The organism is Methylobacterium trifolii (assembly GCF_022179685.1).
Classification (GTDB): Bacteria; Pseudomonadota; Alphaproteobacteria; order Rhizobiales; family Beijerinckiaceae; genus Methylobacterium; species Methylobacterium trifolii.
Window position 1 is genome coordinate 22,057 of sequence record NZ_BPRB01000316.1, and the last position, 11,775, is coordinate 33,831.

An 11,775-nucleotide genomic window follows, 5' to 3' on the forward strand; every position below is an offset into this window, starting at 1 on the left:
AGACCTGACTTCTGGCCGCCCTCAACCGAGCGAAGGCGATTCCGGCTCCGGCGACGTCTCGCGCCGGATGCCGTCCTGCCGCCCGGCGAGCGTGAGGCGCAGCATCGCCGCGATGCCCTCGGCGGCCGTGTCGGCCGAGAAGACGGCCTCGTAGCGGGCGCGCGCGGCGGCCGGATAGGCACGCCACGCCCCCGGATCGGTCACGATCTCCTCGAGCGTCCGCGACAGGGCCTCGACGCTGCCCGGCGGCACGACCCAGCCGGTGCGCCTGTCCTCGACGATCTCCGTCAGGCCGCCGATGCCGGAGACCAGCGCCGGGATGCCGTAGGCCAGCGCCTCGATGGCGACGCGGCCCAGGGATTCCGGGCGCTGGGAGGGCACCGTCACCACGTCGGCCCAGCGATAGAGGGCGGCCGGATCGTCCACGAAGGGCGCGAGCGTGGTGCGCGCCGAGAGGCCCGCGGCGACGATCAGGTCGGCGAGCGCCCGCTCGCGGTCCGGGTCCTCGAAGGCGCTGCCGACGATGCGCAGTTCGATCCGCGCGCGGACGGCCTCCGGCAGGCGCCGGATCGCCTCGACCAGCACCTCCTGGCCCTTGATGCGGCTGATCCGCCCGAGCATCAGCAGCCGCAGGGGCCGGGTGCCGTCGTAGGTGGGGACGTTGGGCTGCGCCGGCCCCTCGATGCCGTTGTAGACCACCCGCGCCGTCACGGACGGCGGCATGGCGAAGGCGGCTTGCGTCGCCCGCGAGTTGAACACGACGTTGGCCCCGCTCCATTGGATCAGGCCGCGCAGGACCGTGAGGGTCGCGCCCTCCGGGATCTCATGGACGTGGACCACGCTCCGGCCGGGCAGCAGCCGCGCGGCCAGCAGGTAGTCGGCCACGACAGTGGTGTTCACGTAGACGAGGTCGCTTGCCCGGATGCGGCGCAGCGCCCGCGCCACCGCGAAGGGGAGGGCGGCCAGCCCGATGGTGGCGAGCCGGACGAGACCGCGGCGGCGCAGGATCCACAGGGGCTCCACGACGATGCGGGAGGCGACCCGCTCCAGGGGCTCCACGATCGGCCCGCGGCGCGGCAGCACCACGTCGATCCAGGCCTGCGGATAGGCCGCGCGGATCGTGCGCACGCTCTCGCAGAAGCTGCGGTCCGAGCCGTAGAGCTCGTAGCCCTGATGCACGCAGGTGATGCGCTTCACCGGATCGTCCTTATGGCGACGCGGGTCTGGTATGCCGCGCGGCGAAAACCTGCCGGACAAAGGTGAATCCCAGCCTAAGTCTTTCGCACGCAAGCAAGCGATTCGGGCGCGCGACCAAAGGATTCGGCGGCTGCGCATCCCGCAATCCGGGGTCGGCCGCCGTCTTTCCACTGCCGTGATCGCGTGCCGGACCCGGCAAAGTACGCATTCGCGTGTTCCAGTGACAGCCCAGTAACCTCCCGCGCGTAGTGTCGGTGTGTCTACCGGGAGAGAAGACGTCGATGCCGGGCCCAGCGCCATCCATCCTGATCCTCGGGACGCGTGGGATTCCCGCGGCCCACGGTGGCTTCGAGACCTTCGCGGAAAAGCTCGCGCTCTTCCTCGTGGCGCGCGGCTGGCGCGTCGGCGTCTACTGCCAGCGGGAGGTCGAGACCGTGCGCGAACGGGTCTCGGTCCGGACCTGGCAGGGGATCGACCTCATCGACGTGGAGGTCGCCCTCAAGGGCCCGGCCGCGACGCTGGCCTTCGACGCGTTCTGCACCCGCGACGCCGCCGACCGCGACGGCGTCTGCCTCGTGCTCGGCTACAACGGCGCGGCCTTCCTGCCGTACCTGCGCTTCGCGGGCTCCAAGATCCTCACGAACATGGACGGCATCGAGTGGAAGCGGCCGAAATGGTCGCGGTCGGTGCGCGCCTTCTTCTGGCTGAGCGAGTGGATCGCGGCCTGGAGTTCCCACCGGCTGGTGGCCGACCACCCGGCCATCGCCGACCATCTCGCCACGCGCCGGCCCCGCAGCGCCATCGCCACGATCCCCTATGGCGGCGATCCGATCCGGTCCGTCTCCGAGGCACCGATCCGGGCGCTCGGCCTGGAGCCGGACCGGTTCCTGGTCTCGATCGCCCGGATCGAGCCGGACAACAACATCCTGACCTTTGTGGAGGCGTTCTCGCGCAAGGCGCGGGGGATGCGGCTCGTCGTCCTCGGCACCCTCGACGAGGCGATTCCCTACCACCGGGCGGTCCGTGCGGCGGCCGGGCCCGAGGTGCTGTTTCCCGGCGCGATCTACGATGCCGACGCGGTGCAGGCCCTGCGCCACCACGCGCGGGCCTATCTCCACGGACACACGGTGGGCGGCACCAACCCGTCCCTGGTCGAATCCCTCTGGGCCGGCAGCGCCGTGATCGCGCACGACAACCCGTTCAACCGCGGCACGGCCGGGGAGGGCCAGTTCTACTTCGGCGATGCCGATGCCTGCGAGCGGGCGATCGAGACGGTGCTGGCCGACACGGCATCCGTGACGGCCGCCCGCGCGGCGGCGCACCGGCGCGCGCAGGATTTCCACTGGGGCGACATCCTGGCGGCCTACGAGGAGGAGGCGCGCACCCTCGGCGGCTACAAGCCCGTGCGGCTGGCCGCGCCCCGGCAGATCCCGGCCCAGGCCATGTCGGTCCGCATGAGCCAAGCGTCCGCGCCGATGCCGGACGCGGCCGCCTCCGGCAAGCGCTGGTGAGGGCGGGCGACGGCCCCAGCCGCCGCCTCGTCCTCGCAGGCGCGCTGTCCCTGGCAGGCTCGGGCGCCGTCGGAGCCGCGCCTACGCCGATGGTGCTGCGCCGCGGCATCAGCCTGTGGCCGTGGTTCTCCCTGACCCGCGAGTTTCCCGCGCCCCGGACCGACTACGACTGGCCACCGTTCCAGTCCGACCGGCCGGTGCCGACCGGCGACGACCTGCGGCGCCTGGCGGAGGCCGGCTTCGACTTCGTGCGGCTGCCCGTCGACCCGGGCCCCTTCGTCGCCGCAACCGGCGCGCGGCGGGCGCAACTCCTCGGGCAGCTGTTCTCGGCGATCGACCTCTGTCTCTCCGCGCGCCTCGCGGTGGTCCTCAATCTCCAGGCGAACGCCGCCACCCACCACTTCACGCCCGAGTCCTTCTACGGGTCGACGGCCGCCCCCCTGTTCGGTGCCTACCGCGACCTCGTCGCGGAGCTGGCCCGCCGCTCGGGTCTGCATGCCCCCGGCCGGATCGCCCTGGAGCCGGTCAACGAGCCGCCGCAAGCCTGCGGCGCCCTCAATTGGGACCGGGTGCAGGGCGTGCTGCTCGGCGCGGCGCGGGCGGCGGCCCCCGGCCTGACGCTTGTGGCCACGGGGGCCTGCGGCGGCATGGCCTCCGGGCTCACGGCCCTTGACCCGGCGCCGATCCGCAGGCTGGCGCCGGTGCTGTTCAGCGTCCACTTCTACGAGCCGTACCTGTTCACCCACCAGGGCGCGACCTGGATGACGGGCGAGCCGTTCTATCGTGCGCTGAACGGCGTGCCCTGGCCGGCCGCACAGGGCTCCCTCGACGGGACGCTCGCGGCGGTGCGGGCGCGGATGCGGGCCGATACCGTCACGCCGCCCGCGGAGAAGGCGGAGACGTTCCGCCTGACGGAGGCCAAGCTCCGAGAATACTTCGCCGCCGACCCCGACCGGCGCTTCCTCGACCGGCATCTGGCCGACGTGAAGACCTGGGCCGACCTCTACGGCATCCCGGCCGGCGAGATCCTGATGGGGGAGTTCGGGGCGCTGCGGAGCGATGCCCGCTACGTCGCGTCCGCACCCGCCGACCGGGCCCGCTACGTCCGCGACGTGCGCGAGGGCGCGGAGGCCCTGGGCTTCGCCTGGGCCTTCTGGAACCTGTTCGACGGCCTCGGCCTGATGGACGACGAGCACCGCATCGACCCGGCGATCATCGCCGCCCTCGGCCTGCGCCCGCCGGCCGGGCGTCCGAACTGATCCTGGGGAACAGCACGATCAGCATGAGGGCGAACTTGGCGAGCAGCGTGGTCTTGCCGCCGATGCTCTCGAAGGTGTTGATCAGGACGACGAAGGCCAGGATCGGCAGCCACACGCCCCGCCGGCAGTTCCGCGACACCTCGGCCAGGAACAGGGCGATGCCGGCGGCCAGCAGCAGCGTCATCAGGATGCCGTTGTAGAGCAGGCTGCGCACCACCGGGTTCTCGATGCCCCATTCCAGGCCGTACATCCGGCGCAGGGTGTCGACCAGCGACAGATCCGGCCCGAACAGAAGCTCGCGGAACGGGATCGCCTCGAAGATCGCCAGCATCTCGACGCGGGCGTTGGCGCTGCCGCCGTCCGAGACGAAGCGCTCCAGCAGGGCGTCGAAGAAGCCGGCCACGGCCAGGCCGCCGATGGCGATGGGCACCAGCGTCAGCAGGAAGACCGCGACCGCCGCCCCCAGCATCGGGATGCGCCCGTGGCGCAGCACGCGGTTCAGGGCGGCAAAAGCGTAGCCGCTGCCGAAGACCAGCGTCACCACCGTCGCCGAGCGTCCGCCGAAGGTGATCAGCGCCACGAGCTGCAGGGCGACCATGCCGGCGCGCAGCGCCGGGCTCAGCCGTCCGCCGCCCACCAGCAGGGACAGGACGTAGCAGGCGGTCATCGTCGCGTTGGCCAGGGGATGGCCCTGGAGGGCGGCCGAGCGGGTGTCGGTCTCGAAGGCGGACCCGTCGAAGCGGAACGGGAAGAAGCGGTGGCCGCTGCCGAACTCGACGAGGCCGAGCACGGCGTTGGCGAGCATGACCGCGTGGAAGGCCGTCTCCAGGCGCCGCATGGTCGAGGCGTCCCGGCCGGCGAGCAGGATCGCGACGAGCGCGGTGAGCACGTAGGTGTCGATCGAGCCGGCGAGCCCCGTGCCGCCGCGCGCGCCGATGAAGACCAGGAGCGCGACGCCGCAGAAAGCCAGGAACAGGCTCGCGGGCCGCCGCTGCGCCGCGACGACCAGGGCCGAGACCGGGTTGCCCGCGCGCAGCAGGGTCCAGCCGAACAGCAGCACCACGAGGTAGGTCGCCGGGTGGACCTTGTGGGCGGCCGAGCCCGTGATTCCGTCGTAGTTGACCCCGAGCACCCAGAGCACGCCGCCCGACACGCCCATCAGGACCAGGGCGACGGCCACGAGCGCCAGGGTCTCGGCCCGCGCCGCGAGACCCGGCCGGACGCGTGCCGCCGCGCGGGGACGGGCCGATGCGCGGTGCGGGAGGGCTCCGCTCGCCATGCGCCTAGCCCGCGGCCTTCGCGTCGAGGAGCAGGGAGCCGGAGATCGGCCGGCCGAGCGCCTCCGAGGTGCCGACGAGGCTGAGCAGGTCGCGCTGGCGGGTGGCGCCGTTGCGCACGATCAGGAGCAGCCGGTCGGCCGCGGTGGCGACGGGGCCGATGCGCAGGTTCTCCGAGAGCACGCCGCCGTCGAGGATCACCAGTTCGAACCGGCCCTTCACGCCTGCGAGGAAGCGCTCGACGTTGCTGCGGTGGAAGGCGTCCCCGAAGGGCTTGTGGGTGTCGCCCAGGCCGATGCGGCGAGCGCCGGTGGCGACGTCCTGGTGGGCGACGGCGTTGAGGCTCTGCTCGCCGCGCAGCACCTCGAGCAGGCCGCCGGCGCCGGAGCCGTCCGCGCGCATGTCCGCGTCGACGATCAGGACCCGCTCCCCGCGCGCCACCGCCACCGAGGCGAGAAGCTCGATCGCGCCCTTGCGGTCGGCGTCGTCCGCCTCGCCGGAGGTGACGAGGATGCTGAGCGAGCGGCCGGGGCCGGCACGTTCGGTTTCGAACAGGTGGTCCAGGGTGAAGCTCGCGGCGGTGGCGCTCGCCCCGTCCGTCATCCGCCGCAGCCGCGGCAGGGTCGCCACGACCGGGGCGTTCGAGAGCCGCTCGAGCTGGCGCTGCGACAGCACCGTGGGCTCGGCGTATTCCCGGACCAGGGCGATGCCGGCGCCGAGGCCCAGCCCGCTGGCCAGGGCCCCCAGGACGAGGAGGATGCGCGGCGGCCAGCTCTTGTCCTGGGGCGGCCGGGCCGCGGTGATGATGCGGGCGTTGGCGGTGTTGAGGCCCGCCTGCTCCTTGATCTCGCGGGCGCGCACCAGGAAGGCGTTGTAGACGCCCCTGTTGGCCTCGACCTCCCGCTCCAGCTCGCGCAGGCGGATGCTCGATTGCGCGGTGACGGTGGATTGCTTCTGCAGGCGTTCGAGGTCGGCCGTCAGCGTCCGCTCGTTGGCCAGCGCCCGCTCGTACTCCGTCTCGGCGGCCTGGGCGATCCGGCCGAGTTCGAGGTCGATCAGGCGCTTCACGTCCTGCATCTGCGCGCGGGTGGCCGCGATGTAGGGGTGGCGCTCGCCGAGGTTGGTGCGCAGGTCCGCCTCCTTGGCGGCCAGCTCCGCGTATTGCCCGCGCAGGCGCTCGACCGCCGTCGACTGGACCGCCTCCGGCGTCGTGCCCGGCGCCACCGGCCGGCCGCGGGCGTCCTTGACGCTCTGGAGGCGGGCGCGCGCCTCGGCGGTGCGGCCGCGGGCCGAGACCACGCGGGCGTTGCTGTCGGTGAGCTGCTGCTCGCTCACAAGCCGGCCGCTCGACGTGATCAGGCCGTTCTTCGCCTTGTAGTCCTCGAGCTGCTGGTCGGCCTTTCCGACGGCGTTGCGCAGGTCGTCGAGGCGGGCGCGCAGCTCGCCCGAGGCCCGCTCGGCCGCGCCGGAGCGGGCATCCGACTGGTCCGCGAGGTAGGCCTTGGCGATGGCGTTGACGATGCGGGCCGACTTGTCCGGGTCGGTGGTGGTGACGACCACGTCGATGACGAAGACCTTGTCGGCGCGCTTGACCGCGAGCTTGCGGCGCAGGGCGTCCAGGGCCTTGCCGCGGGAATCCGGCGCCTTGCCCCCGTCCGCGCCGAGCACGGCCTGGCGGAGGCTGCTCAGGGTGCGCCCGACGACACCGCTCGCCGTGGCGCCGAAATCCGGGTCCCGCTCCAGTCCCGCCTCCTCGACGGCGCGGGCGAGCACTGCGTCCGATTCGATGACGCGCACCTGGCTCTCGACCTGGGCCATGCCGCCGTCGGGCGGCAGCGCGCCGGGGTTCACGTCGTTCGAGACGATCTGGCGGTCGCGGGGATCGATCAGGATCTGGGCGGTCGCCGTGTACAGGGAGGGCGTGACGATGGCGTAGGCCAGCGCCGCGAGGCCGAGGGCGGCGGCCGTCGCCAGGACGATCCGGCGGCGGCGGAGCAGGATGCGCCACAGGTCGCCGAGCTCGGCGGTGGTGTCGGGCCGCGCCTGACCTTGCCGCTCGGACATCTGCCGCTCGGCGGCATAGGGCTCGATCCAGGCCGCGACCGCGAGGTTTCTGTCGATCTGTTCCACGTTCGGCCACCGCTGTGTCGATCCGGGCCAACCGGAATTTCGCCCGCCATCCGTTGCAAGAGTCGAACTCGGCACCGGACGTATTCGACGGCCAGAATCGCTCGGAACTGCTCCCGGACCGTTTCCGGCGCGGCGGTTGTTGCGGCCGCGGTTAACGAACCCTGTTCGATTTGTATCATCCTCCGCATTAGCCTCGCGGTTACCCGGCATCCGCTAGAGCTTGCGCCGGCCCGCAGGGGCCTGCGGAGTGGGTTCAAGCCGATGCGCGTGAGGCTTCGTCTCGATGGCCGGAGGCCACGCCGCTGGCATGCGGACCTGTTGCGGGCGCTCTCGGCCCTGCCGCAGCTCGCGGGCGGCACGGTCGAGATCGACGCCCGCCCCGGCCCGGACACCTGGCCGGAGACGGTCGAACTGCTGTTCCGGCTGGAGACCCTGATCCAGCGCCTGCCGGCTGCCGGCCCCTCCGAGCCCCTCGCCCTGTCGGCGCTCGGCCCCTGGCCGGCGGCCGGAAGTGCCGCGCCCGACCTGATCCTCGACCTGTGCGGCGACGTGGAGCCTGCCGGCTCCACCCGGATCTGGCGGCTCGCCTACGACGGCGTGGCCGGCGAGGCCGGGCTCGTGGCCAGTCTCCTGGCCGGTCGCGCCCCCGTGATCGGCCTGCACGAGGGCGCGGTGCTGCGCGCCTCCGGCCGGGCCGGAACCGAGATGCGCGGCACGATCCGCGTCTCCTTCGAGGACGCCTTGATGCGCGCGGTGACGCTGATCGCCGCCACGCTCTCAGGCCGCGACCAGGCCGGCCTGAACATCGTTTCCGGCCCCGGCATCGGCCCGGTGAGCCTGCCGGCAAGCCGCCTGGGCGTGCGCGGCGCGCGCATGCTCGCCCGCCGCGTGGTCCAGCGCCTCTACCACCTCTGCTACCACGCTCCCCACTGGCGCGTGGGCTGGCGGCGACTGGACGGGCCGGACCTGATCGACCTGCGCGCCCACCCGGCCGGCGGCTGGCGCGTGCTGCCCGACGACGGCCGGCGCTTCTACGCCGACCCGTTCCCCATCGACCACGCAGGCGAGACCTACGTGTTCTTCGAGGAGTACATCCACGCCATCGGCAAGGGCATCCTCTCGGCGGTGCGCTTCGGGCCGGACGGCCCCGTCGGCACGCCGGAGCCGGTGCTGGAGGAGGCCCACCACCTCTCCTATCCCTTCGTCTTCGCCCGAGACGGTGAAGTCTGGATGGTGCCGGAGACCTGCGGGGCCGGGACGATCGACCTCTACCGCGCCACCGCCTTCCCCGGCGGCTGGGTCAAGGAGGCGACGCTGGTGTCGGACGTGGTCGCCAGCGACGCGACCCTGATGGAGCACGCGGGCCGCTGGTGGATGTTCGCCACCGTGCGCGGTTCCGGCGCCGGGGCGCCGCTGGGGGCAGGCTCGTTCTCCGACGCGCTCCACCTCTGGTCGGCCCCCGATTTCCGCGGGCCCTGGACGCCGCACGCCCACAACCCGGTCCTGGTCGACATCGACTCGGCCCGGCCGGCCGGGCGCGTGGTGGCGCGCGGGGGCAAGCTGATCCGGCCGATCCAGAACTGCACCGAGGGCTACGGCCGGGCCCTGGCGCTCGCCCGCATCGACCGCCTGGACGACGACGGCTACCGGCAGACCGTGGAGACGGAGATCGGCACCGGGCCGCTCTGGACGGGCTCCCGCATCCACACCCTCAACCGCTCGGCGAACCTCGAATGCATCGACGGCTCCGCCCGCTCCCTGCGCCTTGGGGCGATGCTGGGCCGATCATCCCAGTGAGGGGTCCTGGGCGCGACGAGCGCCCCGCGGCATGGGTTGTCCGGGACGAACGGCCCGGACAACGTCGAGCGAAGCGAAAGCCGCTGTCCGCGGATGCGCGCGCCGGCGAATGAGGCCGAGCCGAGAAACCGCGTCATGCGCCACTGGCGCGCGGGCCCCCGCCTCGCTACATGAGGGATGCGGGGCTGCCGAGTTCGTCAGGAGCACTTTCCCCGGGGCCTTATCGACTCCCCCGGGAGCTGTCCCTGGCCTTGTCCCTGGACTTGGTCAACACGGCGCCCACCTACACTGTAGGTTTCCCGGGATCGATCCTCCAACGGCTCACGTGGCTCCGCACCCCGCTTCTCCGACGACCGTACTGAAGGCCGCCCTTCGCAAGGCGGCCCTGGCCCGCCGCGACGCACTGGATTCCGAGGCCCGGCGGGCCGGCTCGCTCCACATCGCCGAGGGCGTGATCGCCGTTCCCGGCCTCTCGGAGGCCGCGATCGTCGGCGCCTTCTGGCCGATCCGCAGCGAGGCCGACCCGCGCCCCCTCATCGAGCGGCTGTTCGCTCGCGGGCAGCGGGTGGCGCTGCCGCACGTCACGCCGGACGGCCTCGTCTTCCGCGAGTGGCGCGCCGGCGAGGCCCTGGTGCCGGGCAAGTTCGGCTTGAGCGAGCCCCGCGCCGACCTGCCCCCCCTCGATCCGACCGCGCTGATCGTGCCGCTTTCCGCCTTCGACCGCAGCGGCCAGCGGATCGGCTACGGGGCCGGCTACTACGACGGGGCGATCACGCGCCTGTCCCGCAACGGCCCGGTTCTGACCATCGGCATGGCCTTTGCCTGCCAGGAGATCGAGACGGTGCCGGCCGAGCCCCACGACCGGCCGCTGGACCACCTCGTCACCGAGGCCGGACCCGTTCCCCTGCGAAAGCGTCAGGCCTGATGCGTCTTCTCTTCCTCGGCGACGTCGTCGGGCGTCCCGGCCGCAAGGTCGTGTGCGACCGGCTTCCCGCCCTGCGCGAGCGCTGGCGGCTCGATTGCGTCGTCGTCAACGGCGAGAACGCGGCCGGCGGCTTCGGCATCACCGAAAGCATCTGCGACGAGATCCTCCAGGCGGGTGCCGACGCCGTGACGCTGGGCAACCACAGCTTCGACCAGCGCGAGGCCATGGTCTTCATCGCGCGCCAGCCCCGGCTGGTGCGCCCGGCCAACTACCCGCCCGGCACGCCGGGCCGGGGGGCGGCCATCGTCGAGACCCACAAGGGCGCCCGCGTGCTGGTGCTCAACGTCATGGGCCGCGTCTTCCTCGACCCGATGGACGACCCCTTCGCCGCGGCCGAGCGCGAACTCGCCGCCTGCCCCTTGGGCGATGCGGCCGACGCGGTGATCGTGGATTTCCACGCCGAGGCGACGAGCGAGAAGCAGGCCTTCGCCCACTTCCTCGACGGGCGGGCGAGCCTCGTCGTCGGCACCCACACCCACACGCCCACCGCCGACCACCGCATCCTGCCCGGCGGCACGGCCTACCTCTCCGACTCGGGAATGTGCGGCGACTACGATTCGGTGATCGGCATGCAGAAGGACGAACCCCTGCGCCGCATGCTCCAGAAGACGCCGGGCTCCCGCTGGGAGGTGGCGCCGGGCGAGGCCACCCTGTGCGGCGTCGCCGTGGAGACGGATGCGGAGGGGCTGGCTGTGCGGGTCGCGGCCGTGCGCCTCGGGCCGCACCTGGAGGAAACCTGGCCGCGCTTCTGGGATTAGCGCTCTTCCCGGCCCAGGCAGCAATCCACGCGACTTGATCGCGAACAACGCTGCCGCCACAGTGCCGGCCGCAAGCGTCACGGCCTGTCGTTTCTCTTCACCGACCATGAGAGAGGTTCGCGGGCCGTCAGCACCGACAACAAGAGTCGCGACCGATGGCCGCCCGACCCGCGTCCCCAGAATCAGCGAGGCCGCTTGCCCGGCCCGGCATCTACCTGATCCGGATGCTGGTCTTCCTGATCCTGGTCGGCTTCCTCGCCTTCGTCCTGTTCAAGCAGATCACGCCGGCCTTCCTCGCCAACCCCGGCCTCAACGGCCTGATCCTCGGCGTTCTGCTGATCGCGGTGCTGATCGCCTTCGGGCAGGTGATCCGGCTGTTCCGCGAGGCGGCCTACGTCAACGCGGTGGCCGCCGACGAGACGCCCAAGGGCAAGCCGGACCTGCTGGCGCCCCTGGTGCCGGCGATCCGGGCACGCCGCGACGGGACGACGCTGTCCCAGGTCCGCCCCTTCCTCGACACCACCGCCGCGCGCCTCGACGAGGGCCGCGACACCCTGCGCTACATCGCCGGCATCCTGATCCTGCTCGGCCTGCTCGGCACCTTCTGGGGCCTGATCGACACCCTCTCGGCGGTGGGCTCGGTGATCCGCTCCATGCGCGGCGGGGGCGACGCCTCGGTGATGTTCGACGAGTTGAAGAACGGCCTCGCGGTGCCGCTGAGCGGCATCGGGCTGGCCTTCTCGGCCTCCCTGTTCGGGCTGGCGAGTTCGCTGGTCATCGGCTTCCTCGAACTCCAGGCGGCGCAGGCCCATGCCCGCTTCCACAACCAGCTCGAGGACTGGCTGCTCTCGGGCGAGGCGG

9 protein-coding genes and 1 other RNA gene are annotated in these 11,775 nt (G+C 72.5%); 7 read left to right on the plus strand and 3 right to left on the minus strand.

All coding sequences use genetic code 11. From position 1 onward, the window contains the following. Positions 1–21: 21 nt before the first annotated feature. Positions 22–1,197: a glycosyltransferase family 4 protein gene (locus COGEMETH_RS23175; RefSeq protein ID WP_306421772.1), complete on the minus strand. Its 1,176-nt coding sequence runs from the start codon at positions 1,195–1,197 to the stop codon at positions 22–24. 281 nt (positions 1,198–1,478) lie between these two features. On the opposite strand from COGEMETH_RS23175, the gene COGEMETH_RS23180 reads away from it, so the two are divergent. Continuing rightward, on the plus strand, positions 1,479–2,708 hold the full coding sequence (locus COGEMETH_RS23180; RefSeq protein WP_238185041.1) for a DUF1972 domain-containing protein: 1,230 nt from the start codon (positions 1,479–1,481) through the stop codon (positions 2,706–2,708). Next, positions 2,705–3,967, plus strand: coding sequence for a glycoside hydrolase family 5 protein (locus COGEMETH_RS23185; RefSeq protein WP_238185042.1), 1,263 nt, complete (start codon positions 2,705–2,707; stop codon positions 3,965–3,967). Before COGEMETH_RS23180 ends, COGEMETH_RS23185 begins: the two co-directional genes overlap by 4 nt. Here the strand turns inward: COGEMETH_RS23185 and COGEMETH_RS23190 are convergent. Together COGEMETH_RS23190 and COGEMETH_RS23195 are read right to left on the minus strand one after the other, a co-directional pair. Then, positions 3,921–5,246, minus strand: a complete 1,326-nt coding sequence (locus COGEMETH_RS23190; RefSeq protein ID WP_238185043.1) for a VpsF family polysaccharide biosynthesis protein — start codon at positions 5,244–5,246, stop codon at positions 3,921–3,923. The two genes, COGEMETH_RS23185 and COGEMETH_RS23190, sit on opposite strands and share 47 nt — an antisense overlap. A 4-nt stretch (positions 5,247–5,250) precedes the next feature. After that, positions 5,251–7,374 carry a GumC family protein gene (locus COGEMETH_RS23195; RefSeq protein ID WP_238185044.1) on the minus strand — a complete coding sequence of 708 codons (2,124 nt, stop codon included), beginning with the start codon at positions 7,372–7,374 and terminating at the stop codon, positions 5,251–5,253. Positions 7,375–7,635: 261 nt separating this feature from the next. Between COGEMETH_RS23195 and COGEMETH_RS23200 the strand changes: the two genes are divergently transcribed. The 5 genes from COGEMETH_RS23200 to COGEMETH_RS23220 form a co-directional block, all read left to right on the plus strand. Then, positions 7,636–9,171, plus strand: coding sequence for a glucosamine inositolphosphorylceramide transferase family protein (locus COGEMETH_RS23200; RefSeq protein ID WP_238185045.1), 1,536 nt, complete (start codon positions 7,636–7,638; stop codon positions 9,169–9,171). Between the two features lie 179 nt (positions 9,172–9,350). Next, a non-coding RNA gene (gene ssrS, locus COGEMETH_RS23205) (6S RNA) lies at positions 9,351–9,507 on the plus strand. Continuing rightward, the gene (locus COGEMETH_RS23210) at positions 9,497–10,096 is read left to right on the plus strand and encodes a 5-formyltetrahydrofolate cyclo-ligase (protein ID WP_238185046.1); all 600 of its coding nucleotides are present in this window, start codon (positions 9,497–9,499) and stop codon (positions 10,094–10,096) included. The genes ssrS and COGEMETH_RS23210 overlap by 11 nt, the downstream gene beginning before the upstream one ends. After that, positions 10,096–10,914: a TIGR00282 family metallophosphoesterase gene (locus COGEMETH_RS23215; protein WP_238185047.1), complete on the plus strand. Its 819-nt coding sequence runs from the start codon at positions 10,096–10,098 to the stop codon at positions 10,912–10,914. Before COGEMETH_RS23210 ends, COGEMETH_RS23215 begins: the two co-directional genes overlap by 1 nt. A 155-nt stretch (positions 10,915–11,069) precedes the next feature. Continuing rightward, a partial coding sequence (locus COGEMETH_RS23220; protein WP_238185048.1) for a MotA/TolQ/ExbB proton channel family protein occupies positions 11,070–11,775 on the plus strand: 706 nt, incomplete at its 3' end.

Excerpts from the sequence above, each read along its gene's own strand:
- COGEMETH_RS23190 (WP_238185043.1), bottom strand. The coding sequence starts at position 5,246 with ATGGCGAGCGGAGCCCTCCCGCACCGCGCATCGGCCCGTCCCCGCGCG.
- COGEMETH_RS23215 (WP_238185047.1), top strand. The coding sequence starts at position 10,096 with ATGCGTCTTCTCTTCCTCGGCGACGTCGTCGGGCGTCCCGGCCGCAAG.
- COGEMETH_RS23180 (WP_238185041.1), top strand. The coding sequence starts at position 1,479 with ATGCCGGGCCCAGCGCCATCCATCCTGATCCTCGGGACGCGTGGGATT.
- COGEMETH_RS23200 (WP_238185045.1), top strand. The coding sequence starts at position 7,636 with ATGCGCGTGAGGCTTCGTCTCGATGGCCGGAGGCCACGCCGCTGGCAT.